Annotated in this window: 26 protein-coding genes and 1 pseudogene; 9 read left to right on the top strand and 18 right to left on the bottom strand. The window is 63.1% G+C overall.

Annotated elements, in window-relative coordinates; genetic code table 11:
* Positions 1–165: 165 nt before the first annotated feature.
* From AC1D1J_RS16160 to mnmG, 7 genes are all read right to left on the bottom strand, one after another.
* On the bottom strand, positions 166–1104 hold the full coding sequence (locus AC1D1J_RS16160; protein WP_477687645.1) for a ParB/RepB/Spo0J family partition protein: 939 nt from the start codon (positions 1102–1104) through the stop codon (positions 166–168).
* A 24-nt stretch (positions 1105–1128) separates the two neighbouring features.
* Positions 1129–2442, bottom strand: coding sequence for a serine hydrolase domain-containing protein (locus AC1D1J_RS16155; protein WP_477695230.1), 1314 nt, complete (start codon positions 2440–2442; stop codon positions 1129–1131).
* Entirely contained in the window at positions 2439–3023 is a 585-nt protein-coding gene (locus AC1D1J_RS16150; protein WP_477695229.1) for an RBBP9/YdeN family alpha/beta hydrolase, read from the bottom strand. Before AC1D1J_RS16150 ends, AC1D1J_RS16155 begins: the two co-directional genes overlap by 4 nt.
* A gap of 99 nt (positions 3024–3122) precedes the next feature.
* Positions 3123–3893 (bottom strand): ParA family protein, encoded by a 771-nt coding sequence (locus tag AC1D1J_RS16145; protein ID WP_477675625.1) that lies wholly within the window; start codon positions 3891–3893, stop codon positions 3123–3125.
* Positions 3894–3942: 49 nt separating this feature from the next.
* Entirely contained in the window at positions 3943–4578 is a 636-nt protein-coding gene (locus AC1D1J_RS16140; protein WP_477687642.1) for a LysE family transporter, read from the bottom strand.
* A 141-nt stretch (positions 4579–4719) separates the two neighbouring features.
* Positions 4720–5388, bottom strand: a complete 669-nt coding sequence (rsmG, locus tag AC1D1J_RS16135; protein ID WP_477687641.1) for a 16S rRNA (guanine(527)-N(7))-methyltransferase RsmG — start codon at positions 5386–5388, stop codon at positions 4720–4722.
* Positions 5388–7385 carry a tRNA uridine-5-carboxymethylaminomethyl(34) synthesis enzyme MnmG gene (gene mnmG, locus AC1D1J_RS16130; RefSeq protein WP_477695228.1) on the bottom strand — a complete coding sequence of 666 codons (1998 nt, stop codon included), beginning with the start codon at positions 7383–7385 and terminating at the stop codon, positions 5388–5390. The genes rsmG and mnmG overlap by 1 nt, the downstream gene beginning before the upstream one ends.
* Before the next feature lie 360 nt (positions 7386–7745).
* On the opposite strand from mnmG, the gene AC1D1J_RS16125 reads away from it, so the two are divergent.
* Positions 7746–8324, top strand: coding sequence for an NADPH-dependent FMN reductase (locus AC1D1J_RS16125; protein WP_477695227.1), 579 nt, complete (start codon positions 7746–7748; stop codon positions 8322–8324).
* Between the two features lies 1 nt (position 8325).
* Here AC1D1J_RS16125 and AC1D1J_RS16120 read toward each other — a convergent pair whose 3' ends face one another.
* Together AC1D1J_RS16120 and AC1D1J_RS16115 are read right to left on the bottom strand one after the other, a co-directional pair.
* Positions 8326–8955, bottom strand: a complete 630-nt coding sequence (locus AC1D1J_RS16120) for an FMN-dependent NADH-azoreductase (RefSeq protein ID WP_477695226.1) — start codon at positions 8953–8955, stop codon at positions 8326–8328.
* A gap of 24 nt (positions 8956–8979) precedes the next feature.
* Positions 8980–9303 (bottom strand): DMT family transporter, encoded by a 324-nt coding sequence (locus tag AC1D1J_RS16115; RefSeq protein WP_477687637.1) that lies wholly within the window; start codon positions 9301–9303, stop codon positions 8980–8982.
* A 106-nt stretch (positions 9304–9409) separates the two neighbouring features.
* Here AC1D1J_RS16115 and AC1D1J_RS16110 point away from each other — a divergent pair, with 106 nt between their 5' ends.
* The 4 genes from AC1D1J_RS16110 (at position 9410) to AC1D1J_RS16095 (ending at position 13189) form a co-directional block, all read left to right on the top strand.
* Positions 9410–9796 carry a winged helix-turn-helix transcriptional regulator gene (locus tag AC1D1J_RS16110; RefSeq protein ID WP_477687636.1) on the top strand — a complete coding sequence of 129 codons (387 nt, stop codon included), beginning with the start codon at positions 9410–9412 and terminating at the stop codon, positions 9794–9796.
* 119 nt (positions 9797–9915) lie between these two features.
* Positions 9916–10929, top strand: coding sequence for a Bug family tripartite tricarboxylate transporter substrate binding protein (locus tag AC1D1J_RS16105; protein ID WP_477687635.1), 1014 nt, complete (start codon positions 9916–9918; stop codon positions 10927–10929).
* Positions 10930–11026: 97 nt separating this feature from the next.
* Positions 11027–12814, top strand: a complete 1788-nt coding sequence (locus AC1D1J_RS16100; protein ID WP_477695225.1) for a DUF262 domain-containing protein — start codon at positions 11027–11029, stop codon at positions 12812–12814.
* Positions 12815–12928: 114 nt separating this feature from the next.
* Complete coding sequence (locus AC1D1J_RS16095) at positions 12929–13189, top strand: YkgJ family cysteine cluster protein (protein WP_477687634.1); 261 nt, start codon at positions 12929–12931, stop codon at positions 13187–13189.
* A gap of 16 nt (positions 13190–13205) precedes the next feature.
* On the opposite strand, the gene AC1D1J_RS16090 is transcribed toward AC1D1J_RS16095, so the two are convergent.
* Positions 13206–13871, bottom strand: coding sequence for a Crp/Fnr family transcriptional regulator (locus tag AC1D1J_RS16090; protein WP_477695369.1), 666 nt, complete (start codon positions 13869–13871; stop codon positions 13206–13208).
* 173 nt (positions 13872–14044) lie between these two features.
* Here AC1D1J_RS16090 and AC1D1J_RS16085 point away from each other — a divergent pair, with 173 nt between their 5' ends.
* Both AC1D1J_RS16085 and AC1D1J_RS16080 read left to right on the top strand, forming a co-directional pair.
* Positions 14045–14815: a class II aldolase/adducin family protein gene (locus tag AC1D1J_RS16085; RefSeq protein ID WP_477687633.1), complete on the top strand. Its 771-nt coding sequence runs from the start codon at positions 14045–14047 to the stop codon at positions 14813–14815.
* Complete coding sequence (locus tag AC1D1J_RS16080) at positions 14812–15699, top strand: bile acid:sodium symporter family protein (RefSeq protein ID WP_477695224.1); 888 nt, start codon at positions 14812–14814, stop codon at positions 15697–15699. Before AC1D1J_RS16085 ends, AC1D1J_RS16080 begins: the two co-directional genes overlap by 4 nt.
* Here the strand turns inward: AC1D1J_RS16080 and AC1D1J_RS16075 are convergent.
* The 4 genes from AC1D1J_RS16075 to AC1D1J_RS16060 form a co-directional block, all read right to left on the bottom strand.
* Complete coding sequence (locus AC1D1J_RS16075) at positions 15696–16541, bottom strand: transglutaminase-like domain-containing protein (RefSeq protein WP_457281857.1); 846 nt, start codon at positions 16539–16541, stop codon at positions 15696–15698. The genes AC1D1J_RS16080 and AC1D1J_RS16075 overlap by 4 nt on opposite strands.
* 87 nt (positions 16542–16628) lie before the next feature.
* Complete coding sequence (locus AC1D1J_RS16070) at positions 16629–16943, bottom strand: hypothetical protein (protein WP_477695223.1); 315 nt, start codon at positions 16941–16943, stop codon at positions 16629–16631.
* Entirely contained in the window at positions 16944–17129 is a 186-nt protein-coding gene (locus tag AC1D1J_RS16065; protein WP_457281859.1) for a DUF1328 family protein, read from the bottom strand.
* A 270-nt stretch (positions 17130–17399) separates the two neighbouring features.
* Positions 17400–18806, bottom strand: coding sequence for an AsmA family protein (locus AC1D1J_RS16060; protein WP_477695222.1), 1407 nt, complete (start codon positions 18804–18806; stop codon positions 17400–17402).
* Positions 18807–18913: 107 nt separating this feature from the next.
* Between AC1D1J_RS16060 and gstA the strand changes: the two are divergent.
* Together gstA and AC1D1J_RS16050 are read left to right on the top strand one after the other, a co-directional pair.
* Positions 18914–19462 (top strand): annotated as a pseudogene (gene gstA / locus AC1D1J_RS16055) (glutathione transferase GstA); the annotation flags it as partial.
* A gap of 327 nt (positions 19463–19789) precedes the next feature.
* Entirely contained in the window at positions 19790–20896 is a 1107-nt protein-coding gene (locus AC1D1J_RS16050) for an alkene reductase (protein ID WP_477687629.1), read from the top strand.
* A 57-nt stretch (positions 20897–20953) separates the two neighbouring features.
* Here AC1D1J_RS16050 and thiE read toward each other — a convergent pair whose 3' ends face one another.
* The 4 genes from thiE to thiO form a co-directional block, all read right to left on the bottom strand.
* Entirely contained in the window at positions 20954–21598 is a 645-nt protein-coding gene (thiE, locus tag AC1D1J_RS16045; RefSeq protein WP_477695221.1) for a thiamine phosphate synthase, read from the bottom strand.
* A gap of 11 nt (positions 21599–21609) precedes the next feature.
* Positions 21610–22428, bottom strand: coding sequence for a thiazole synthase (locus tag AC1D1J_RS16040; RefSeq protein WP_477695220.1), 819 nt, complete (start codon positions 22426–22428; stop codon positions 21610–21612).
* Between the two features lie 133 nt (positions 22429–22561).
* Positions 22562–22777: a sulfur carrier protein ThiS gene (thiS, locus tag AC1D1J_RS16035; protein WP_457281865.1), complete on the bottom strand. Its 216-nt coding sequence runs from the start codon at positions 22775–22777 to the stop codon at positions 22562–22564.
* Position 22778: 1 nt separating this feature from the next.
* Positions 22779–23840: a glycine oxidase ThiO gene (thiO, locus tag AC1D1J_RS16030; protein WP_477695219.1), complete on the bottom strand. Its 1062-nt coding sequence runs from the start codon at positions 23838–23840 to the stop codon at positions 22779–22781.
* Positions 23841–23857: the final 17 nt, after the last annotated feature.

Here is a 23857-nt window from a genome sequence, read left to right as displayed (position 1 = left end):
TCATACGCAAACACACAAATAATTACATGTAGTAACAATAAGCATGTGAGCGCCAGCCGTCACCCGCTTTCTGGAGAAAGCCGTGTAAGAGTCACAAAAGGCGTGAATTAGTTCACATTCCGACCGACATCCTCCGGTTCCCCGAAGAAAAATAACCTGAACGGACTACTTGTTGCCGCGCAAGCGCTCGATCAATCCGTTGAGCTCGTCCATCGAAGCGAACTGGATGGCCACCTCGCCCATGTCTTCGCGCCGGCCGTTGCGCTTGACCTGCTTTTTGATGCGCACTTCCACATTGGCCATCAGCAGGTCGGCGAGTTCTTCCTCCACACGGCGGGTGTCGCGGGACTTTTCCTTGGTGGCCTTTTGCGGCTTCAGTGAAAACTCGGCGCTGAGTTTTTTGACCAGGCTTTCGGCCTCGCGCACCGACATTTTTTTGGCCGAGATCTGGTTGGCCGCGGTGATCTGCGCGGCGCGGTCCAGGCCCAGCAAGGCACGCGCGTGGCCCATGTCCAGGTCGCCCGCCATCAGCATCGTTTGCACCGGATCGGCCAGGTTCAAAAGGCGCAACAGGTTGGACGCAGCGCTGCGCGAGCGGCCGACGGCCTGCGCGGCGAGCTCGTGCGTGAGGCCGAATTCCTTGACCAGGCGCTGCAGGCCGTGGGCCTCTTCGAGCGGGTTCAGGTCTTCGCGCTGAATGTTTTCGATCAGCGACATCGCGGCGGCCGACTCGTCGGGCACGTCGCGCACCAGCACCGGCACCTCGTCCAGTCCGGCCAGCCTGGCCGCGCGAAAGCGCCGCTCGCCGGCGATGATTTCGTACTTGCCGTCGTTGGCGCCGCTGGTCAGCCGGCGGACCAGGATGGGCTGCATGATGCCCTGCACCTTGATGGACTCGGCCAGCTCGTAGAGCGCGCCTTCGTCCATGCGGGTGCGCGGCTGGTACTGGCCGGCGACCATGTCACTGAGGCGCAGCGACGCGGGCAGGCCCGGGCTGTTGGCCGTGCTGCTGGCGTTCTCCGCATCGGTGGCGGTCTCGCTGACCTTGGGGCCGAGCAGTGCTTCGAGCCCGCGGCCGAGGCCCTTGGGTTTTTTGGTAACCATGGGTTTTATCTTTCTTTCAATTCGTCATTGCGAGCCGGGCGTGAGGTCCCCGCCCAGAGATTGCAGCACGCCGCGCCAGAGGGCGTCGCGCTCTTCGTAAGGTTGTGCATCCTGCTTGCCGCTGGCCTGTTCCCACACCGAGGTGAGCACCATCACAATGCCGGTGGACGGCTGCACATACACCGTCTGGCCATGGATGCCCTGCATGGCAAAAGTGCGTGCCCGCAGCGGCATGAGCCAGAACTGGTAGCCATAACCAAAGTAAGGCGTGGCCTTGCGCGGCTTGAACGCAGGCGGCTGGCGCGCCGGATCCGTGGCGTCCAGCAGGTAGTCCAGCGGCAAGACCTGCGATGCGCCGGGTTTGCCGGTGGCCTTGTCGATGGCGCGGCCGTCATTGGCCAGCAACTGGCCCAGCCGCGCCCAGTCGCGCAGGGTGGCGTTGAAGGCGCCGTAGGATTGCTCCTGCCCGTCGGCGGAGATGCGCCAGAAGGCATCATGTTCGGCGCCCATGGGCTTCCACAGCCACTCGGTGGTGAGCTCGGACATGTTCCTGCCGGTGGCGGCCACCACCACGCGGCCCAGCACGTCGGTCTCGGAGCCGGCATAAACGAATTTTTCACCTGCCGGCGAATGCCGGTCAGTGATGGACTTCAGCACATCCAGCGGCATGCCTGCGCCCGGCGCGCCGGCGGCGGCGCGCGACAGGCGCGCGATGTCGTCCTTGCCGTCATAGCGCTCGGTGAAGGTCAGGCCCGAACTCATGCGCAGCAACTGGCGAAGCGTGGTGGCGCCGTAAGGGGTGCCGGCAAGCGCTTTGACGTACTTGTCGGCAGGGTCGTCGAGCGAAGCGATCAGCCCCAGCGAGAGCGCCTTGCCGACCAGCAGCGAAGTCACGCTCTTGGCCATGGAGAAGGACAAAAAGCGCGCGTCGTCCTTGCGGCCGTAGCGGTAGTGCTCGGCGATGATCTCGCCGTTTTTCAGAATCAGCAGGCCGGTGGCGCGCTGGCGGTCCAGGTAGTCGGCCAGCGTGTAGCCCAGGTTCTTGTAGCGGTAGGCGACGGCCGCCGGGTTCGCCGCGCGCGGCAGCGGGCTGGCTTCGGCCGGGTGCGCCACCACACGGACCCGTACACCAGGCACCTTGTCCATGGCCGACCAGGAACCGACGCGATAAGGATTGCTGTACCAGGTGCTGGCGTTGCCCAGCGGGTAGGCCTGCGCCTTGCCGAGCAGCTCTTCATCGGGCTCGGCATGCAGAGAGGCACTCGCCCATGTCGCCAGCACTATCAGGGCGAGTTGCACGTAGCGCGCGCGCGGGCGTTGGTAAAAAAATAAGGTCATGGGCCAGGGATGATGCCGGGTGAAGGTTCAATGGCCGGTGAAGTCAGCTCCTTGAGCTGCAGCAGCCGCAGGTACGCTTCGGGCCAGCCGCCCAGGCCGCTCTCGGCATTCAGGTGCCCGCAAGGTCCGGCGTCCACAAAGGTGGAGCCCCACGCGGCCGCGAATTGCCGCGCCCGCTGGATCGCGCAGAAAGGATCGTCACTGCTGGCAAACAGCGCGCTCTCAAACGGCAGTTTGTTCAGCGGCACTGGCGACCAGCTGGGCAGCAGCTCGCGCACGTCCTCGCGGTCGACGTCGGGCGGGGCCACCAGCAGTGCGGCTTTGACGCGGTGAATGTTCCTGGAGTGGCTGGCCCAGGCCGCCACCAGCATGCAGCCCAGGCTGTGCGCCACCAGCACCGCAGGTTCGTCGCAGGACAGCAGCACCTCTTCCAGGCGCGCCGTCCAGTCGCCGCGCAGTGGGTGCATCCAGCTGTGCTGCTCCACGCGGGTGTAGCCTTCGGCCTCCTCCCACAGCGTTTGCCAATGACCGGGGCCGCTGTTTTTCCAGCCGGGAAGAATGAGGACGTTGTCGGATTTCATGAAAAAGAAGAATCGGCTTGCTATAATTTTAATAGCGGCTTGCGCCCGTTCTTATTGGTTCGCAGGCATTTTTTGCTTATAGAACAGCACTTGCGCCGTTCACATCGCCTTGATGCGGTCCACCATTTCTTCGGCAAAGGTGACGAAAGCCTGCGCCCCCCTGGAGGCCGGGTCAAACACCACGCCCGGCAAGCCGTAGCTGGGCGCTTCGGCCAGGCGCACGTTGCGCGGGATCACGGTGTTGAACACCTTGTCGGCAAAGTGTTCCTTGAGCTGATCGCTCACCTGCTGCTGCAGCGTGATGCGCGGATCGAACATCACGCGCAAGAGGCCGATGATCTGCAGGTCCTTGTTGAGGTTGGCGTGCACCTGCTTGATGGTGTTGACCAGGTCGGTCAGGCCTTCGAGCGCAAAGTATTCACACTGCATGGGCACGATCACGCCGTGCGCGCAGCACAGGCCGTTGAGCGTCAGCATGCTGAGCGACGGCGGGCAGTCGATCAGCACGAAGTCGTACTGGCTGTCGACTTCGGCCAGCGCGAGCTTGAGGCGCTTTTCGCGGCGTTCGACATCGACCAGCTCGACCTCTGCGCCCGCCAGCTCGCGATTCGCGCCCAGCACGTCGTAGCCGCACTTTTCACTGTGCACGCGTGCCTCGGCCACCGAAGCCGATTCCAGCAGCACGTCGTACACCGTCATTTCCAGCTTGCGTTTGTCGACGCCTGAACCCATGGTGGCATTGCCCTGTGGATCCAGGTCGATCATCAGCACACGCTGGCCGACTTTGGCCAGGCCTGCAGCCAGGTTCACCGTCGTTGTCGTCTTCCCTACCCCACCCTTTTGGTTGGCTACGCAGAATATTTTGGCCATGTGTACTTTTAGTTTTTGTTCGAGAGAGGATGCGAAATGCGACGGCGGCTTATTTGGAGACAGCGAGCTTGAGGCCGAAGCCGATCAGGAAAACGCCGGCCAGCTTGTTGAGGGCCGCCGTGATTTTCGGGTTGGCGCGTATGCGCTCAGCCAGGTGGTAGGTGATCATGACCGAGGTCAGGCCATACAGGAAAGTCAGGCCCGCAATCGTGGCCGCCATCACGGCGAAAGTCTTCAGCCCCTGGTGCAGGGCCGGGTCGACAAACAGCGGGAAGAAAGCCATATAAAACACGATGGCCTTGGGGTTCAGCAAGGTGATCAGCGTGGCCTGCTGAAAGTAGTGGCGCGGCTTGATATTGAGCAAGGGCGCGTCACCGGGCTTCGCCATCAACATCTTGATCCCCAGCCAGGCCAGGTAAATGGCACCCGCCCACTGGACGATATGAAAAGCCGTCGGGTAGGCCGCCATGATGGCCGACACCCCGGCCACCGCCGCCCAGAGCAAAACCTGGTCGCCGGCGATCACGCCGAAAGTCGCACCCAGGCCGCCCGCGATACCGCCTTTGCTGGTCGAGGTGATCAGCGCCAGGTTGCCAGGACCGGGAATCAGCAAAAAGACAATGATGGCGACGACAAAGGCGCCGTAGTCGGCCACACCAGTAGTAGCGACGAATGAGCCCAACATGGAGGTTCTCCAGAAGTAGAGAGGGAAGGAACCGAGTTTACGACAGGGGTGTGCAGTCGAAACGCCAAACCAGCCAGATCAAGGCTGATTTGGTGTCCGCAGAGGTTTCTTTTTGTGCCCGAACAACGGGCTCAGCGGGAATCAGACGGGAGCAGCACCGGCTTTCGCCCGCATCCAGACAATGCAGCGCTCGGCATCCAGTCCCGGAACCTGCAGTTGTTCCACGTGAAACACTTCAGCGCCGGCTGGCAGGGCGGCAATTTCGTCGGCCGGGTGTTTGCCCTTCATGGCCATCCAGGCACCTTGCGGCGCCAGCGCACCCACCGACCAATTGGTGAAATCGACCAGCGAAGCAAAGGCCCGGGAGCAAATCACGTCAAAAGAGGTGGTGATGGTTTCGACCCGGGCGTGCAGGCCGGAGAGGTTGGGTAGCTTCAGAGCCAGCGCCGCCTGCTTGATAAACGCGGCTTTTTTGGCCACCGTATCCACGCAAGTCACCGCCACATTGGGGCAGCAGATCGCGATGACTACGCCGGGAAGACCGGCGCCTGAACCCACATCCAGCAATTTGGCGCCCTGCCCCAGCCCGGCTTTTTCCAGATGCTGCCGCAGCGGAAGGATGGCTGCCAGACTGTCCAGCAGATGGTGCGTCATCATTTCTGCCGGATCGCGCACGGCGGTCAGGTTGTACACCTTGGTCCATTTGCCGATCAGGTCCTGGTAATCCAGCAACTGGTCGATCTGCGCGTCGCCCAAATCCAGCTGCAGCGCCTTGAGGCCGGCGCGTAATTCCTGTTCACCGCCCCGCATCAGGCTTGGGCTTTTTCGGTGGAAGCATCGGCCGCCTGAAGTGGAACCGTGTTTTTCCAGAGGTTTTTCTTCAAGTGCACCAGTAGCAGGGAAATGGTGGCGGGCGTGATGCCGGAAATCCGGGAGGCCAGACCCAGGGTTTCAGGCCGGTGTTTGGCCAGGGTCTGGCGCGCCTCAAAGCTCAGGGCGGGCACCTGCAGGTAATCCAGATCCATCGGCAGTTTGAGGTTTTCGTAGTGCGCGGCCCGCTCGACTTCAGTCTTTTGCAGGTCGATATACCCGGCGTACTTGGCCGTGATCTCGATCTGTTCGATCACGCCTTTGGCCATGTCGTCGCTGGCCGCTGCTTCGGCTGCCAGTTCGGGGTTGGCGTACTTGCCCTCCTCCAGCGACATCAGTCCGGCGTAGTTCACATCCGGGCGGCGCAGCAAATCCAGCAGGTTGTACTCCCGCTCGATGGACTTACCCAGAACCCGCTCGGCTTCAGCCACGGGCAGGTTGTTCGGGTTGACCCAGATCGCCCGAAGCCGGGCTGTTTCACGTGAAACAGTGTCGCGCTTGCGGTTGAAGGCATCCCACCGAGCGTCGTCTACCAGACCCAGTTCGCGGCCCTTTTCGGTCAGGCGCATGTCGGCGTTGTCCTCGCGCAGCATCAGGCGGAACTCGGCCCGGCTGGTGAACATGCGGTAAGGCTCGGTCACGCCTTTGGTGATCAGGTCGTCAACCAGCACACCCAGATAGGCTTCGTCGCGCCGCGGCAACCAGGCTTCTTTCTCCTGGCATTGCAGCGCAGCGTTGATACCAGCGAACATGCCCTGGGCCGCCGCCTCTTCGTAGCCGGTGGTGCCGTTGATCTGGCCGGCAAAGAACAGGCCGCCAATCGCCCGGGTTTCAAAGCTGGATTTCAGCGCCCGCGGATCAAAGTAGTCGTACTCGATGGCGTAGCCAGGCCGCAGGATATGGGCGTTTTCCATCCCCGCCATGGAGCGGACCAAGTCGTACTGGATGTCAAAAGGCAGGCTGGTCGAGATGCCGTTGGGGTATATCTCGTGGGTGGTCAGGCCTTCCGGCTCCAGGAAAATCTGGTGACTGTCCTTGTCGGCGAAGCGGTTGATCTTGTCTTCCACGCTCGGGCAATAGCGCGGACCGACGCCATCGATCTTGCCGGTGAACATGGGGCTGCGGTCAAAACCGGAGCGGATGATCTCGTGGGTGCGCTCGTTGGTGTGGGTGATCCAGCACGGCATCTGCCGCGGATGGGCAATCGCGCCGCCCATAAAACTGAACACCGGCACAGGGCCTTCCGTGCCGCCCGGCATGCCGTCGCCGGGTTGTTCGGTGCATTTGCTGAAGTCGATGGTGCGGCCGTCGATGCGCGGGGGCGTACCGGTTTTGAGCCGGCCCTGCGGCAGCTTGAGTTCCTTGAGCCGGGCCGAAAGGGACACGGCCGGCGGATCGCCTGCCCGCCCTGCCGAATAGTTATTGAGCCCAACATGGATCTTGCCGTCCAGGAAAGTGCCGGCCGTCAGCACCACGGTGCGCGAACGAAAGCGAATGCCGACCTGCGTCACCGCCCCGACAACCCGGTCGCCCTCGACCATCAGGTCGTCGACCGCCTGCTGGAACAGCCACAGGTTGGGCTGGTTTTCAAGCTTGCGGCGGATCGCCGCCTTGTACAGAATGCGGTCGGCTTGCGCGCGGGTGGCGCGCACGGCCGGGCCCTTGGAGCTGTTCAGGATGCGGAATTGAATTCCGCCTTCGTCGGTGGCCAGTGCCATCGCCCCGCCCATGGCGTCCACCTCTTTGACCAGGTGGCCCTTGCCGATCCCGCCGATGGAGGGGTTGCAGCTCATCTGGCCCAGGGTCTCGATGTTGTGGGTCAGCAGCAAAGTCTTGCAGCCCATGCGTGCGGAAGCCAGCGCGGCCTCGGTGCCGGCATGGCCGCCACCGACCACGATCACGTCAAATTCTTGCGGGTAAACATAAGGCGAGTGCATCACGCCTCCTTCGGGTAAAGCGGCTTTCAGGCTGGGGCGCCTGCATGCCATGGAGCGGTCCGGTGTCGATGGTGGCCAGGCTTGCCGCAGCCGCACGGCGGCGCGGCAACACACACATGCGCCGTGCAGGTGCCCTGGCCCATCGGTCCCCACAGGACGAAGGCATGATTTTATCAGGCGAGGCCTTATTTGTGCGGCCTGTCCGGGGGCATGGCCTTGCGTGGCCCCGGGGATTTGCTATCAATTCAATAGCTGCTGGCGCCCGTCCTTATTAGGCTGGAGCGTCAAAGTCCGTGCAAGACGGCTGTTGTGCGCGGGAGTCACGCCAAAAGCCGGCCGCCAGCGGCCACAATAGCGGGCATGAAACTACTCGTCTTTGCTGGCAGCATTCGCCAAAACTCCTTCAACCGCAAACTCGCCCAGGTGACCGCCGCACTGGCGCGCGCCAGCGGCGCCGAAGTCACCCACATCGAGCTGGCTGATTTCGACATCCCGATGTACAACGCCGACCTGGAGGCGCAGGGCACGCCGCCCGACGTGATGAAACTCAAGCAGTTGATGTTTGAACACCCGGCCTGGATCATCTGCTCACCCGAGTACAACGGCAGCTACACCGCGCTGCTCAAGAACACCATCGACTGGGTCTCCAGCCCCGTCAAGAGCGACCCGGCCTGGCACGAAGGCTTCAAGTCTTTCACCGGCAAAGTGGTGGGCGTGCTCAGCGCCTCGCCCGGTGCGCTGGGCGGCCTGCGTTCGCAAAGCCATCTGGTGCCGCTGCTGCTCAACGCGCAGTGCTGGGTCGCGCCCAAGGCTTTTGCCCTGGGCCGCGCCGGCACCGCTTTTGACGCGGACGGCAAGCTGCTCGATGATGCGCACCTCAAAAATGTGCAGGCGGTGATCGACCAGGTGCTGTTTGCCAGCGCCCGGCTGGCAACATAACTTAACGGGTTGAGGCCAAGGTGCGGGCGCGTTCCATCGCACCGGCCCTGGTCGCCGCCAGTTCTTCGGGCGGCACCAGCGTCGGTGCGGCGCTGATTTCCGCCGTCACCGCAATGTCCAGGAAACGCAGCCAGCGCCGCATGTATGGTTTCTGGAAATCGGATTCATCTTCCTCGGGCCGCAGCAGATACGCGCCTGCGCTTGAATACACCAGCGTCGCACTCTTGCCTGGCAGCAGCGCCTTATAACCGGCCTCTCTTGACCAGCTCCAGTTCTGCCCCGGCAGGGTCACCACATCGATGAAATGCTTGAGCCGATAAGGAATGCCGAAATTCCACATCGGCAGGCTGAAGAGAACTTGATCCGCCGCATTGAAGCGCTGCGACACCGCGACCGCACGCGCCCACAACGCCTGCTGCTGCGCCGTCGCATTCTGCGCGCGCAGCACGGCAAACTTTGCGGCGATCATGTCGGCGTCAAAAGGCGGCAGGTCGATGTCCCAGACATTGATCGTGTCCACGGTGCTCTCTGGATGCGCCCGGCGATAGGCGTCCAGCCAGGCGGTGGCGACGGAAGTTGAAGTGGATGCCGCCTGCATCGGCGAGGCTTCGATATAAACCAGATGGGTCATGCGTTTCTCCTTGGGATGGGTTGATCAAACAGCGCCGTCCAGCAAGCGCAGGCCCACCATGCCGGCCACGACCAGCGCCACGCAGGTCAGGCGCAGTGCCGAGGCGCTTTCGCCCATCCAGAGAATGCCGATCAGCGTCACGCCGACCGAACCTATGCCCGTCCAGATCGCGTAGGCCGTGCCCACCGGCAAGGTCTTGACGGCATGCGTCAAAAAGAAAATGCTGGCGCCGGCCGCGGCCACCCCCAGCACGCTGGGCCACAGGCGCGTCCAGCCTTCGGAAGATTTCAGGAACAAGGCCATTGCGATTTCGACAATGCTTGCGGCGAGTAAATAGAGCCAGGCCATCGGGAGTCTTTCTTTGGAATAACAGGGTTAAAGAGGGTTAAGGATTGATGCGCCTCCAGCTTAGGTTTACGATTACCCATAGGCAAGTACGCACCTTCTGGTAACCATGACAATTCCCGGCGACCCACCCACCGACGCTTCAAATGTGTTTAGCCAGGCCTGCCCCTCGCGGCAGGCGCTGGAGCTGGTGGCCAGCAAGTGGGCCTTGCTGGTCATCCCGGCGCTGGCCGATGGCCCGGTGCGCAACAACGAGCTGATGCGCAAGATCGAAGGCATCTCGCAAAAGATGCTGACGCAAACGCTCAAGGAGCTGGTGCGCAATGGTCTGGTGCTGCGCCTTGACCACCAGACCGTGCCGCCGCATGTGGAATACCAGCTCAGCGCGCTGGGCCAGTCCCTCAGCGAAACCTTGATCCCGCTGGACAACTGGGCCGAGCGCAACCACCAGAACCTGAAGGCCGCGCGCGAACGTTTCGACGCATCCTTCATCTAGCGCATGGGGGTTAGCCTCATTAGCGGAATCACGTAGCGCCGCACCTCACGTACGGTCCTATATTGGACCGACACGCTGGCGATGAAAACGACGGCGGCAACAACATGGAGACACATCAGATGAAACACCTCAACACGCGCCGCGGCGCATTGCAGTTCGGCCTCAAGGCCGGCGGCGCCGCAGCCGCTGTATCCGCCTTCCCCGGCCTTCTTCTTGGCAGCGCGCATGCACAAAGCACCTGGCCCAACAAGCCGATACGCCTGCTGGTGCCCTTCGCGCCCGGCGGCAGCTCGGAAATCGTCGCACGCTCGGCCGCCAACGAACTCACCAAGAGCCTGGGCCAAACCGTGTTTGTGGAAAACAAGCCCGGCGCCAGCGGCAACATCGCGATGCAGGAATGCGCAGCCTCCACCGACGGCCACACCATCATCCTGGGCCACATCGGCACCATGGCGGTCAACCCCTTTATCTTTGACAAGCTGCCCTTCGACACCAACAAGGACTTCAAGCCGATCTCGCTGCTGGCCAAAGTGCCCAGCCTGTATGTGGTCAATTCCAGCGTGCCTGCCAACAACCTGAAGGAATTCATCGCACTGGCCAAGGCCAAGCCCGGCCAGCTCAACTACGGCTCGGCCGGCAACGGCAGTGCCGGCCACCTGGCGTTTGAATACCTGAAGATGGCCACCGGCATTTTTGTGCTGCACGTGCCCTACCGCGGCACCGGCCCGCAGCTGACCGACCTGCTGGCCGGACGGCTCGAAGCAGCAAGCGTGGGCGCGCCGGCCATCCTGGCGCACATCAAGTCGGGCAAGCTGCGCTGCATTGCCACCGGCACCAAGGAGCGCCTGCCCCAGCTGCCCGACGTCCCCACTGTGGCGGAAAGCGGCTACCCCGGTTTTGAAATGACGCAGTGGTACGGCCTCAATGCGCCGGCCAACATGCCGCAGGCCAACATCGACCGCATCGCCGAGGCCTGCAACAAAGCCATGCGCAACCCGCAGGCCACCGAACGCCTGCGCGGCGACACCGCCCAGCCGATCGGCGACACCCCGGCCCAGTACGGCGCGTTCATCAAGACCGAGCAGGTGCGCTGGAAGGAAGTGGCGGCACGGGCAAAGATCAAGCCTGATTAACGCGCCGGGCGTGGCGGGGAGCGGCTCATTCGATTTGCCGCGTAATATGCGGCATGCCCCCAACAGCATTGAGGCCTTACACAGAACCTCGACCGCCATGAAAATCACTCCGACCACGCTTAAGCTTCAGCAGTTCTTTTCAGTTGGCAACGAGCAGTTCCTGATTCCCGCCTACCAACGCCGCTATGCTTGGGGTCAGCGCCAGCAGCTCGAGTTGTTTGATGACCTTCGGCTGCTTGCCTCAGGCGACACCCACCTGTTGGGCACAGTACTGTTCCTCTCCGATACCCATAAGCCCGGCATCAACCAACTCGAACTGGTGGATGGCCAGCAACGTGTCACGACTATCACCATCCTCATGCGGGTACTGGCACGTCGGTTTGAACAGGAAAATAAAGAAAAAAACGCTCAGAAGATCGCGGAGCTGTTGCAATGTGAGGGTGTGGACGGGCAGGTACTGCCGAAGCTGCAGCTCGGGGAGCTGGACCATGGCGACTACGTCCGCATTATGGATGACGGCGACATCTCGGAAGTTGAGAACGCTTGCCTATCAGGTGCTCATGAGAACTTCACAGAATGGGTAGGCCGGCTTTCAGTGGATGAGCTGACTACGTTCTTTCACAAGCTTTTGAACAATGCTTCGATCATTCGGCTCGATGTTGGTGAAGCCAAGGATGCCTACAAACTGTTCGAGACGATCAATAACCGGGGCTTGCGACTGAAACCCACGGACATCATCAAGAACTTCCTGCTGGGGCATGCATCGTCGTTGCCCGCTGGCACGCTGGACAAAGTGAAGGACGACTGGCGCAAGTTGATCGTGGCACTAGACGGGCTGGACGGTGATGATTTCTTCCGTCAGTGGCTGGCGGGCAAGCTGCATCGCAAGGTTACTAAGACCAAACTGGTTGCCGACTTCAAAGCCTACTACCTGCGTCATGTGCAAGAAGCCGAGAGTATGACCGAGTTCCAGTCGTCCGCCATCAAGGATGATGAGGACGAGGAAGACGCCGAGGATGTTGCCATCACAGGTGAGGAGGACCAGGCCGCTGAAGCATCCAACAAGATCAAGAAAGTCAAGCTCACTGCGTTTGCCAAGGCGCTCCGGCAGTCCGCCGAGCTGTACGCTGAACTGCTACGGTGCTCGACCAAATCTACCAAAGTGAATCGGCATATCGAGAACCTGTGGCGTATCAAGGCGTTTCAGACCTTCACTTGGCTGCTCGACATGTTCGGGCGGCAAGATTTGGACGAGAAGGCTCAGGTCAGATTGCTGAAGGCCTTAGAAGCCTTCATGATGCGCCGACACATCTGCGAGAAGCGCTCCAACGAGTTAGAGACCATCTTTGCGGGCCTGACGGGCATCGCCGATGAAGGCTACGAGAAAGCCGTACTGGCGATTCTGAGGGAGCATACGCCGGATGATGAGGAGTTCGAATCTTCTTTCGCTTCGTTCCCCTTTGTACCTGCCGTTATCAACCGCGCCCGCTATGCGCTAGAGATGTTCGAGTACCGGCTCATCGGACACAAGAACGAGTACTACCTTGCTGACCCGGACGAATTGGAGCTTGAGCACATCATCCCAAGTGCCGCAGACAAGCCCAGCACCAAGAAGGACTTCGGTGATTGGCCAAGCTACTTGGGTGAAGGCTGGAAGGCCAAGCACGGCAAGATGCTGCACCGCATCGGCAACATGACCTTGCTGGCCGACGAGCTAAACGTGGTCGCCTCGAATAACCCGTTCCTGGCCAAGCGCAAGGAGTACACCAAGTCCAACATCCAATTGACCAAGGATCTTGTCGATCTTGGCCAGTTCAAATTCAAGCAAGTCGAAGACCGGTCCAAGGAGTTTGCCAAACAGGCGGTGGCGATGTGGCGGGTCTGAGGTAATCGCAAGTGGCCTCGGGGGCTTCTTCAAACTTTTTCTTAAGAGAAATTGGGCTCTAGCCCGCACTGGTCATTCACTTGCAGCTATATTTTTCATAGCAAATCTCCAACCATGAACTGCCGTCCTGGCTGCGGCGCCTGTTGCACCGCACCCTCCATCAGCTCCGCCATTCCCGGCATGCCCCAGGGCAAGCCGGCGGGTGTGCGCTGCGTGCAGCTGGACGATCAGCAGCGCTGCCTCATTTTTGGCCGGCCCGGCAGGCCGGCCGTGTGCGGGCAACTCATGCCTTCAGCCGATATGTGCGGCGCCAGCGCAGGCGCGGCCATGGTGTGGCTCACGCAACTGGAAAACGCCACGCGGCCCGGCGCCTGAACACCGGCCATTCGCATCAAGGCGATACGTTGCCGAGCGCCTCCAGCCGCGAGGGCGAAACGATTTCAATGCAGCGGTAACCGAGCGCGATGGCGCCACGTTGCACCATCACCTTGAGTTCCACCGACAAGGTTTGCCGGCTGATGCCCAGCATCATGGCCAGCGCCTCCTGCGAAACCCGCACCACCGGCCGCGCCTTCAATGCCATCGTGGCATCGCCCCGCGCCAGCAACAGCAGGCGGCGCGCCACACGGGCGCGGGTCGAACGCAAGGCGGCATCTTCCACCATGCCGTAGAGCGAACGCACGCGCGCCGCCAGCAAGCCGGCAATGGCCCGCGCAAACGGCGCGCCCTGCATCAGCACCGCAAAGGCGGCCTGCGGCACCACCAGCACCTCCACGGCCGACAGGGCCGTGGCATCGTGCGTGCGCGGCTCGCCATCCATCAACGAAATCTCGCCGATCCAGTTGCCCGCTTCCAGCACCACCAGAATCGCCTCGCGCCCGTCCTCACGCAGCGAGGAGATCTTCAGCAGGCCACCGAGCAAGCCATAAAAGCCGCCGGGCGCATCGCCCTGGCGAAACAGCATTTCGCCGGGCCGCAGGCGCAGCACCTCGGACGACGCCAGCAGCGCCTGGCGGTCCGCCGCCGGCAGCGCACCGAACCACGGGTTGGCCGACATGCGGGCAAGCAAGGATGGCGGTGAGAGCGGTGAAAGAGGCGAAGGTGTCTTCGGAACGACAGGCATACGACCAATTGTCAAATTTTTGACAGTTCCCCGTCAAGCACCCACGTATCGTGGGCAGTTCGTGCCGCAGAGCACCTTTATTCATACCAACCACGGAGACAAACCCCATGCACATCCCCTCCCTCAAGGAAGTCGTCAGCGCCGAAGAATGGCAATTGCGCTGCGACCTCGCCGCCTGCTACCGCCTCGTCGCCCTCTACGGCTGGAGCGACCTCGTCTTCACCCACATCAGCGCCAAGCTGCCTGAGACCATTTCCGGCGCCGGCAATCACCACTTCCTGATCAACCCCTACGGCCTGATGTTCGACGAGATCACGGCGTCCAGCCTGGTCAAGGTCGACGGCCAGTGCAACAAGGTGATTGATACGCCCTTCCCGGTGAACCCGGCCGGCTTTGTGATTCACAGCGCCGTGCATGAAGCGCGCGCCGATGCCGGTTGCGTGCTGCACACCCACACGCGCGCCGGCGTGGCCGTGAGCGCGCAGAAGTGCGGCGTGCTGCCCATCAGCCAACAGTCCACCTTCGTGCTGGCGTCGCTGGCGTACCACGCGTACGAAGGCGTGGCCTTCCGCGACGATGAAAAGCCGCGTCTGCAGGCCGACCTGGGCAACGCCAACTTCCTGATGCTGCGCAACCACGGCCTGCTTGTAGTGGGCAAGACGATTGCCGACGCTTTCCTCAGCATGTACACCTTCGAGAACACCTGCCGCATCCAGCTCGACGCGCAGGCCGGTGGCGAACTCACCGAAGTCAACCCGTTGATCGTCAAGGGTGTGGCCGAGGCCATGCGCGTGCAGACCGGTGGCCTGGGTGGTGCTTTTGTCTGGCCTTCGTTGATCCGCAAGCTCGACAAACTTGACGAAAGCTACAAGTCATGAGCGGCGGCTCACCTGTCGTCGCGCAGCTGCTGATCGCGGCACTCGCGCTGGTCATGCTCGGCCTGGGCATGACCCTGAAGGTCGAGGACTTCACCCGCCTGCTCAAATACCCCAAGGCCGTGGCGGTGGCACTGGTGCTGCAGGTCATTGTGCTGCCCGTTGCCTGCTACGCCATCATCGTGCTGCTGAATGTGCCGCCGCTCTTTGCGGTGGGGCTGATGCTGCTGGCCGCCTCGCCCGGCGGTATTTCGGCCAACCTGTTCAGCCACCTCTTCGGCGGCAACGTGGCCATGAACATCTCGCTGACCGCCATCAACACGCTGCTGTCCATCATCACCATGCCGGTGATCGCGAACTGGGCGATCGACACCTTCGCCAAAACAGGCCAGGTCGTGCCGCTGCAGTTCGGCAAGGTGGTGGAGGTGATCGTCATCGTGCTGGTGCCGGTGGCCATTGGCATGTGGCTGCGCACGCGCAAACCCGCCTGGGCCGCGCGCAGCGAAAACCCGACCAAGGTCTTCAGCATCATCGTGCTGGCCGTGGTGGCCATAGGCGCGGTCGTCAAGGAGTGGCAGTCACTCACCGCCACCTTCGCCGCGATCGGCCCGGCGGTATTGGCCTTCAACCTCGTGAGCCTGCTGGCCGGTTACTACGTCTCGCGGGCCACGGGCCTGGACAAACCCATCTCGACCGCCATCAGCTATGAGATCGGCATTCACAACGCAACGCTGGCCATCTTCATTGCGCTGGCCGTGCTGAACAACTTCCAGCTGGCCCTGCCGGCGGCGATTTACTCCTTCAGCATGTACATCACGGCCACGCTGTTCGGGCTGCTGGTGCTGAAGCGCCGCAACGCGGCAGCCATAGCGGCGCCTGCGGGCTAAACCGTGACCACGGTCAGCGCGGGCGAATGCACCCCCGTTGAAACGCCGGGCAGGATGTCCCCCTCGGTGATCGAAAGTTCCTTGCGCAGCATCTGCACACCGCCAAAAATGGTGGCAAAAGCCACGTCCTTGGCGTCGCGGCCTGTGCCCACGCGCACCAGGCGGTCGATAGGCGCCATGCGGGTCGGGTCGAAGATCACCCATCGCCCTTCCAGCCAGGCTTCAAACACGGCATGGAAATCTTCCGGCGGCTCGTCAAAGTGCACATACCCCACCACCAGCCGCGCGGGAATGTTCAAGGCCCGGCACAGCGTGATGCCCAGGTGTGCAAAGTCGCGGCAGACACCCGCGCGCTGCACAAACACCTCCTGCGCGGTCGTCGTGGAATTGCTGAAACCCGGCAGGTAGCCAATCGAGTCGTGAATCCAGGCCTCGATGGCACGCACCCTGCCAATGCCCGGCGGCAAGTGGCCAAACAGCTGCTGCGCGGCCCGGCTCATGACGTCGGATTCGCAATAGCGGCTGGGCATCAGGTAGCGCAGCACTTCGTCCGGCACCGCCGTCACGGGGGTTTCGTCCAGGTGCAGCGGCACCGGGGCCGGGTGCAGCTCCACGCGCGCATGGTAGTTCACCGAAAGTACGCCCTTGGGAGCATCCAGGCGGATAAAGCGGTTGCCGCTGCGCTCATCCGAAAAGTTCCGCACCTTCATGCTGGGCGTGATGGTCAGCCGCTCTTCCACAACATGGTGGCCTTCGTGAAAAGCCGCCTCGATGTGAAACAGGAAATGGGCAGGATGAGTGACCTCGTATTCCAGCAACAGATCAATAAGGGTAGTGTGCATAAGCCTGAACCGGTGAAAAGAACCTTGTGGATGCTTGAGTCGCAGCGGCGGCACGGCTGCAGGGATGTGCGTCAGGCGGCCGCGCAGTCAGAGACGTGTGCGGTGGCTGACTTCCCGGTTCTCGGCCGGTGCAAACCAGTTTTTGCAGGTCACAAACACAATGCGGGCCGCGCGCTCCAGCACATCGGCAGACGGCGCCGCCGGCCGGCGCGCACGCAGGCGGTTGATCAGTAAAAACTCGGCAATGCTGGCCTGGAAACCCAGCGGCCGTTTGGGCGCCACACCGGCAGAAGGCGCAGGCAAGCGCGCAGCCTCATTGCCCGGCTGTCGCCACGGGTGGAACAGCCGCTGCCGGAACCGCGCGGCCATGGTGCTGGCCGGCATGTCGGTACTCGCAGCCATCTACTTCAGCGCTTTCTTTGCAGCGCCTACACCCAGCGCAGCCAGCACGATGAAGATAACCGCGAGGATCAGGAACAGGCCGAACAGGATTTTGGCAATGCCTGCTGCGCCCGCTGCCACACCACCGAAACCGAGGGCAGCGGCAACCAATGAAATCAGCGCAAAAATAATCGCGTACTTGAGCATGATGGCCTCCAGAAAGTGGCCTCTTGCGCGAATGCGCAGGATGAGGCGTTACGGCGTTACGCACGTCATGGGCATCAAAGTGTGAAGTCAAGGTGAGTCAACGCAGCCCATGACCCATAAGCCGATGCTAAAAGCAGGCGGCGATTTTCCGAATCAGCAGCGCCCGCATGGACCTGTAGGACAAGGGCGCAGCTCAGCGCAACTTCAGAACAGCCAAGGCTTTAGGAGCAAGTAAGCGCTCATTGACGCACCAACCGGGAAGGCGTCAGCTTATTTGCCAAAGATGCCGCGCAGGCTTTTACCGACCTTTTCGCCCACACCAGCACCGGCCCCGGTACCCACGCCAGGCAACAGCACGGTGCCGATGGCGGCCCCCAGCAGCGCCGCACGCGACAGCGTGACTTCCGGGTTGTCCAGCGTACCGCCCACCACCAGCGGCACACCCACAGCGCTACCAATGGCACTGCCGATCTTGCTGTCGCCGGCCAGGGTCACACTGACCTGCCCGCTCAGGGCCTTGGCGGACGAGACCGCCACATTGCCGGTGGCGCTCAAGGCACCGGAGCTCGCCACCAGGTTGGTCAATTGCGCTGACCGCCCCAGGGTGCTGACCTGCCCGGCCAATGTATCCAGCCGGGTCTGGCCACCACGGCTCAGCCCCACCGTTTTGACCGCCTTGGCCAGGTCCAGGCCGTTCACCACCGCATCGCGCACCGTGAAGGTGGTGTGGCTCTGCAGCGCATCCACCAGCGCAGCCGTGGTGGCGGCGCGCGCATTGAGCGTGGTCGTGGCGTCAAGCTGGCCGGTCAGGGCCTTGGCGGGCGCCGTCAGCGCGGACACCTCGACACCGCTGGTTTTCAACTGGCCCTGCAGCACCAGTTCTTCCGCCGAACGCGCCACCGGCGGCGCCTTCGCGCCCGGCTTGGCAGCTGCCGTTGCTGCTGCGGCCGCCACAAAACCGCGCTGCAGGCCCAGGCGGCCTTCCAGCTTGCCGCCGCCCACCTTCACAAGCAAGTCCCACTGGGCGGCACCGCCGGCCTCGCCGGCTTGTGCTTCCACGCGTTGCAGCGTTGCTTCCAGGCCCTGAAGGTTGCCTTCTGTCAATTTGAGCGACGCGTTCTCCGGCAGGCCGTCGGCGCCCAGGCTGGCCTCGCCCTTGACCGTGGTGCGTGCGCCGGTGGTGTTCACCCAAGTGACATCGTCCAGCACCGTGCGGCGCGGCAACCAGTCAAGCCGGCTCATTTCCGGGCCCGTGTTGGCTGCAGCCGCCGGCGCGCCCGCTTTGACAGGCACCGCCTGCTTCTTCTTTTGCAGCAACAGGAGCAGCGCATCAATGCCCTGCTGCGGTAACACCGCCCGGCGCACCAGCAAGGTCGCCACTTCCAGGCGCCCCTGCAACAGCGGGCGCCATTCGGGCCGCACTTCCACGCGCTCCAGCGTCAGCGGCGGCTTGCTTTGCACGGAAATACCGCTCAGCGCCACAGCGGGCAAAGGCCAGATGTCCACCGCCACCCGGTCCAGGGTCAGGGGAACGCCCAGCGCGGCCGACGCCTCCCGCTCAACGCGCTGGCGGAAGTCGTCCGTGCTGACCCAGCGGTGCAAGGTGTAGGCCACCACGGCCAGAAGCACCATCAAGCCGAGGGCCAGGAACACCAGCCATTTGAAAAGTTTTGCCATGCGGCTATTGTGGCGCGCCGGCCAGCAATAATCCGCTGTTCCGGCTAGCATGAGGGGCTGTGCGACATTCCCGCCACACTTCGCTACCCCACAAAGGACAAGACACCATGAAACTTTACTACTCCCCCGGCGCCTGCTCCCTGTCACCCCACATCACGCTGCACGAGTCGGGCCTGAAGTTCGAGCATGTGCTGGCGCCCACCAAAACCCACCAGCTGGAAGACGGCACCGACTACTACACCATCAACCCGCTGGGTTATGTTCCCCTGCTGGAGCTGGACGACGGCACACGCATCGCCGAAGGCCCGGCCATCGTGCAGTACATCGCCGACCTGGTGCCCGCGAAAAAGCTGGCCCCGGCCAACGGCACGCTGGAGCGCTACAAGCTGCAGTCCTGGCTGACTTTTGTCGGCACCGAACTGCACAAGGGCTTCAGCCCGCTGTTCAATGCCGCCACACCGGCCGACTACAAGACCATCGTCATCGACAAGCTGCTGTCGCGCCTCAAGTGGGTGGACAGCCAGCTCGCCGGCAAGCAGTACCTGATGGGCGATGCCTTCAGCGTGGCTGATCCTTATCTGTTTACGGTTACCAATTGGGCGCCTCGGGTTGGGGTGGATATTTCGGGGTTTGCGAACATTGCTGCGTTTCGGGATGCTTCGCCAAAAGAAAGTAAGCAAAGAAAAGGCGACCCTGGTTCCTGCGTCCCCTGCGCTTCGCTCCGGGGCAACCTGCGGTGCTCGGTCCAGCCGGGGTCAAAAACAACTCGCTTCGCTCAAACAAGTTTTTGCCCTGATCCGTCTGAACCTCCGCTCCTCGGCGCATCCACAAGGGGCGATCGGAATCGGGGGCGGGACTAAAGCGTGTCCTTGTGGGGACGGTCAATAGCATGAAACGAGCAACCCGTGTTCGGCGGGCCAATACAAACAGGGCCAAACTGGCCCTGTTTTCATTTCCGCAGCTTTTGACCTTCAGGACCAACCATGCCCACCCTATTCGACTCCAACAAAGCCGGTGACCTGGCCCTTGCCAACCGCATCGTGATGGCGCCGCTCACGCGCAACCGATCACCCAACGCCATCCCGACCGACATCGCGCAGATTTATTACGGCCAGCGCGCCAGCGCCGGGCTGCTGATCACCGAGGCCACGGCCGTCAGCCATCAGGGCCAGGGCTATGCCGACGTCCCGGGGCTGTACGGCAGCGAGCAGCTTGACGCCTGGAAGGAAGTGACCCGTGCAGTACATGCCAAGGGGGGCAAGATCGTTGTGCAGCTCTGGCATGTGGGCCGCGTCTCGCATACCAAGCTGCAGCCTGAGGGCGGCAAGCCGGTCGCGCCTTCGGCCATCACCGCCAAGACCAAGACGGTGTTGATCGAGGACGGCGTGCCGACCTTTGTTGAAACCTCTGAACCGCGCGCGCTCACGGCAGCTGAAATCCCGGGCATCGTGCATACCTTTGCCGCGGCGGCGCGCAATGCTGTCGAGACGGCCGGTTTTGACGGCGTCGAGATCCACGGTGCCAACGGCTACCTGCTCGACCAGTTCCTCAAAGACGGCAGCAACAAGCGCACCGACGACTACGGCGGCAGCATCGAAAACCGCGCCCGCCTGCTGCTGGAAATCACGCGAGCTGTCACGGACGCGGTAGGCGGCGGCAAAACCGGCATCCGCCTGTCGCCCGTCACGCCCGCCAACGACGTGCATGACAGCAACCCGCAGCCGCTGTTTGACTACGTGGTCAAGCAGCTTGCCACACTCAATCTCGCCTACATCCACATCATCGAAGGCGCCACCGGCGGCCCGCGCGAAATCGACGACCGTCCGTTCGACTACAAGGCACTCAAGGCCGCCTACCGTCAGGCCGGTGGCAAGGGCGCCTGGATGGTCAACAACGGCTACGACCAGGTGCTGGCTGAAAAAGCTGTCGCCAACGGCGCCGACCTGGTCGCCTTCGGCAAACCCTACATCGCCAACCCGGACCTGGTGGAGCGGCTGCGCGCTGGCGCACCGCTCAACACGCCGGACAAAGCCACGTTCTACGGTGGCCGCGAAAAGGGCTACACAGACTATCCAACGCTATCAAATTAATAGCTGCTTGCGCCCGTTCAGATTGCCTGAACGGGCCTTTTCATCCATGAAACCGATCTAGGCCCGGTTCGGTGCCGCCAGGCGCAGGCCGTGCAGCGCGGCTTCCTGCGGGTCGGCGGCCAGCGTCACGGCGCTCACCACAGCCACACCGCCCACGCCACACGCCATCACGCCGGCGATGCGGTCCAGCGAGATGCCGCCGATCGCCACCACCGGGTAGGGCGACGCCCGCAAGGCCCAGTCGCGCAGCTGCTCCAGCCCCACCGGCTCATAAGGCATGACCTTGAGCGTCGTCGGGTAGACAGGGCCGATGGCGAGGTAAGACGGCTGCACCGCATGCGCGCGCGCCAGTTCAGCCGGCGTGTGGGTGCTCAGGCCCAGCCGCACGCCGCCGGTGCGCAACGCATCCAGGTTGGCCGTGTCCAGGTCTTCCTGGCCCAGGTGCACCCCGTAGGCGCCGAAATCCAGCGCCAGCTTCCAGTGGTCGTTGATAAAAACCTGCGCGCCCTTGACGCCGCGCCCGGCAGCAATCGCCGCCTGCACTTCGGCGGAAATCTCCGCTGGCGTATGGTCCGCCGCCTTGATGCGCAGCTGGACAGTGCGCACGCCCCAGCCCAGCAGGCGTTTGACCCAGGCTGCGTTGGGCACCACGGGGTAAAAACCAATCGGGCCGGTCAATGGGGCAAAGGCGGGTGTTTTCATCGGAAGTCCAGTCAGGGTGCGTGCCAGAAGGGTACGCCAACCGTCGGCGTAGAGGCCTGCGCGGCAGCCCGCTCCGGCATGGGGGTCGATTCATACGCCGCGCGGCCGGCAGCCACGCCGTCGGCAAAGGCGCGCGCCATACGCACCGGGTCGCCGGCCTGCGCCACCGCGGTGTTCAGCAGCACGGCATCAAAGCCCAGCTCCATCACGGCAGCGGCGTGCGAAGGCCGGCCGATGCCGGCATCGACCACCAGCACCGCATCGGGCAGGCGGCGGCGCATGGTCTCCAGCGCATACGGGTTCAACGGCCCGCGGCCCGTGCCAATGGGCGCGGCCCAGGGCATCACGGCGGCGCAGCCCGCGTCGCGCAGGCGCTGGGCAATCACCAGGTCATCCGTCGTGTAGGCAAACACGGCAAACCCGTCTTTGGCCAGCACGGTCGCAGCGTGCAGGGTGGCATGCGTGTCGGGTTGCAAGGTGTAGTCATCGCCGATCACCTCCAGCTTGATCCAGGTCGTGCCGAAAATCTCGCGCGCCATCTGCGCCAGCGTGATGGCCTCTTCCGCGCTGTGGCAGCCCGCCGTATTGGGCAGGATGTGGCAGCCCAGCGCCTGGATGCGTTGCCAGAAACTGTTGCCGCCGCCGCTTTCGGGCTGCAGGCGGCGCAAGCCCACCGTCAGCACTTCGCACCCGCTGGCACGCACCGCATCGCTCATCACCTGCGGCGAGGGGTAATGCGAGGTGCCAAGGAAGAAGCGGCTGGACAAAGTCTTGCCACCGACCGTCAGGGGCTGGCCATGGGCAATCGAAGAGGCCTCGGGCATAGTCATATCAATTGCTCCAACGATGCGGTACGTGCCAGCAGACGCCGCGGAACTGGCTTTGCCAGGCCGCCAGCGTCGCCCCCTGCAAGGGGGGAAGGAGGTTACACGAAGTGAACCGACGAAGGGGGTGTTCCATTACTCAGCCCCCTGTAATCGGGGTCACCACATCGATGCGATCACCATCCTGTAGCGCGCGCTCAGGCCACTGAGGCCGCGGCACAAACCCATTGTTGATGGCGCAGGCAAAGGCGCTCTTGAAGTCGTAGCCCCGCGCCTGCAGCAATGCCTGCAGTGTCGGCGCATCGGTTTCCATGCGTTCACCATTCAACGATATTTCCAATGTTGTCGTCGTCATGTCATTCATTCTCCGTACTCAGGAGTTTATGGACAAGCCCATCCACCAGCGCGGGCGCGCACAGATACCCATGACGGTACAGGCCATTGATGTGCCAGACACCGTTGCGCAGCGCAATCGCCGGCCGGTGGTCGTCCAGCGCAGGCCGCAGTGCAGCCGCCAGGCGCAGCACCCTGGCCTCGCCAAAAGCCGGGTGCAGGCTGTGCAGCGCGCTGGCGAGCTCGAGTGTGGAGCGCAAGGTCACCGGCCCGCTGTCTTCCGATTCCAGCTCGGTCGCGCCGACGACAAAACGGTGGCCGGGCCGCGGCGCCACATACAGCTGGTAGCGCGGATGCATCAGGCGCACCGGGCGCTGCAACGTCACGCCGGCGCATTCCACCGTCAGCACCTCGCCGCGCACGCCGCGCAGCTGTGGCCAGCCTTCCTTCGCACCCACACCGCGTGCGTCCACCGCAACATCCACGCCATGGCTTTGCCCGGCGCAGACAATGCGGCCCTCTTCCACAGCGTTGACTGCCTGGCCTTCGAGCCAGGTGCCGCCCAGCCTGTCGATCTCCACCGCCAGCGCGGCCATCCACTGGTCATTGGCCAGCTGGCCTTCGCCCTCCAGCAGCAAGCCGCCGCCAAAGCGCCCGGCAAGTGCCGGCTCGGCACGGCCCAGCGCAGCGGCGTCGAGTGCCTGCACCTGCGCACGGGATGCATCAGGCAGCTTGTGCATCAGCAGGCGGGTGAAATGTTCCAGCGAACTCTGGTCGGGCGCATGGGCCACCACCAGCGTACCTTCGCGCCGGAAATACACAGGCAAACCTTCAGCCTCCAGCTCGGCAATCCACTCCGGCCACAGCTGCATGGAGCGCTGGCCCAGGGCAAACACGGCCTCGTCCGACACCGCCAGTTCCGCCAGCGGCGACAGCATGGCCGCCGCCGTCATCGAGGCTGTGGCCAGGTCATCACGCGCCCGCGCATCGAACAGGCTGACGCGGCAGCCGGCACGCAGCAGTCGCCAGGCCAGCGTGCGGCCGGCCAGGCCTGCGCCCGCAATGCCGATGTGCAAAGTGCTCATCTCAGGGACGGCTCCGA

The sequence above is a fragment of the Polaromonas sp. P1_F8 genome, assembly GCF_056405635.1.
The sequence above is the reverse complement of the archived record's forward strand: the minus strand, read 5'-3'. Positions and strand labels throughout refer to the sequence as shown.

What these genes read in the sequence shown, in the direction of transcription:
- AC1D1J_RS16050 (WP_477687629.1), top strand. Translation starts at nt 19,790, where the DNA reads ATGCCCACCCTATTCGACTCCAACAAAGCCGGTGACCTGGCCCTTGCC.
- thiS (WP_457281865.1), bottom strand. Translation starts at nt 22,777, where the DNA reads ATGACGACGACAACATTGGAAATATCGTTGAATGGTGAACGCATGGAA.
- AC1D1J_RS16095 (WP_477687634.1), top strand. Translation starts at nt 12,929, where the DNA reads ATGAACTGCCGTCCTGGCTGCGGCGCCTGTTGCACCGCACCCTCCATC.
- thiO (WP_477695219.1), bottom strand. Translation starts at nt 23,840, where the DNA reads ATGAGCACTTTGCACATCGGCATTGCGGGCGCAGGCCTGGCCGGCCGC.
- AC1D1J_RS16125 (WP_477695227.1), top strand. Translation starts at nt 7,746, where the DNA reads ATGAAACTACTCGTCTTTGCTGGCAGCATTCGCCAAAACTCCTTCAAC.
- mnmG (WP_477695228.1), bottom strand. Translation starts at nt 7,385, where the DNA reads ATGCACTCGCCTTATGTTTACCCGCAAGAATTTGACGTGATCGTGGTC.
- AC1D1J_RS16070 (WP_477695223.1), bottom strand. Translation starts at nt 16,943, where the DNA reads ATGGCTGCGAGTACCGACATGCCGGCCAGCACCATGGCCGCGCGGTTC.
- AC1D1J_RS16060 (WP_477695222.1), bottom strand. Translation starts at nt 18,806, where the DNA reads ATGGCAAAACTTTTCAAATGGCTGGTGTTCCTGGCCCTCGGCTTGATG.
- rsmG (WP_477687641.1), bottom strand. Translation starts at nt 5,388, where the DNA reads ATGCGGGGCGGTGAACAGGAATTACGCGCCGGCCTCAAGGCGCTGCAG.
- AC1D1J_RS16105 (WP_477687635.1), top strand. Translation starts at nt 9,916, where the DNA reads ATGAAACACCTCAACACGCGCCGCGGCGCATTGCAGTTCGGCCTCAAG.
- AC1D1J_RS16155 (WP_477695230.1), bottom strand. Translation starts at nt 2,442, where the DNA reads ATGACCTTATTTTTTTACCAACGCCCGCGCGCGCGCTACGTGCAACTC.
- AC1D1J_RS16100 (WP_477695225.1), top strand. Translation starts at nt 11,027, where the DNA reads ATGAAAATCACTCCGACCACGCTTAAGCTTCAGCAGTTCTTTTCAGTT.
- AC1D1J_RS16110 (WP_477687636.1), top strand. Translation starts at nt 9,410, where the DNA reads ATGACAATTCCCGGCGACCCACCCACCGACGCTTCAAATGTGTTTAGC.
- thiE (WP_477695221.1), bottom strand. Translation starts at nt 21,598, where the DNA reads ATGAAAACACCCGCCTTTGCCCCATTGACCGGCCCGATTGGTTTTTAC.
- AC1D1J_RS16085 (WP_477687633.1), top strand. Translation starts at nt 14,045, where the DNA reads ATGCACATCCCCTCCCTCAAGGAAGTCGTCAGCGCCGAAGAATGGCAA.
- AC1D1J_RS16150 (WP_477695229.1), bottom strand. Translation starts at nt 3,023, where the DNA reads ATGAAATCCGACAACGTCCTCATTCTTCCCGGCTGGAAAAACAGCGGC.
- AC1D1J_RS16115 (WP_477687637.1), bottom strand. Translation starts at nt 9,303, where the DNA reads ATGGCCTGGCTCTATTTACTCGCCGCAAGCATTGTCGAAATCGCAATG.
- AC1D1J_RS16145 (WP_477675625.1), bottom strand. Translation starts at nt 3,893, where the DNA reads ATGGCCAAAATATTCTGCGTAGCCAACCAAAAGGGTGGGGTAGGGAAG.
- AC1D1J_RS16140 (WP_477687642.1), bottom strand. Translation starts at nt 4,578, where the DNA reads ATGTTGGGCTCATTCGTCGCTACTACTGGTGTGGCCGACTACGGCGCC.
- AC1D1J_RS16065 (WP_457281859.1), bottom strand. Translation starts at nt 17,129, where the DNA reads ATGCTCAAGTACGCGATTATTTTTGCGCTGATTTCATTGGTTGCCGCT.
- AC1D1J_RS16160 (WP_477687645.1), bottom strand. Translation starts at nt 1,104, where the DNA reads ATGGTTACCAAAAAACCCAAGGGCCTCGGCCGCGGGCTCGAAGCACTG.
- AC1D1J_RS16075 (WP_457281857.1), bottom strand. Translation starts at nt 16,541, where the DNA reads ATGCACACTACCCTTATTGATCTGTTGCTGGAATACGAGGTCACTCAT.
- AC1D1J_RS16120 (WP_477695226.1), bottom strand. Translation starts at nt 8,955, where the DNA reads ATGACCCATCTGGTTTATATCGAAGCCTCGCCGATGCAGGCGGCATCC.
- AC1D1J_RS16090 (WP_477695369.1), bottom strand. Translation starts at nt 13,871, where the DNA reads ATGTCGGCCAACCCGTGGTTCGGTGCGCTGCCGGCGGCGGACCGCCAG.
- AC1D1J_RS16080 (WP_477695224.1), top strand. Translation starts at nt 14,812, where the DNA reads ATGAGCGGCGGCTCACCTGTCGTCGCGCAGCTGCTGATCGCGGCACTC.
- AC1D1J_RS16040 (WP_477695220.1), bottom strand. Translation starts at nt 22,428, where the DNA reads ATGACTATGCCCGAGGCCTCTTCGATTGCCCATGGCCAGCCCCTGACG.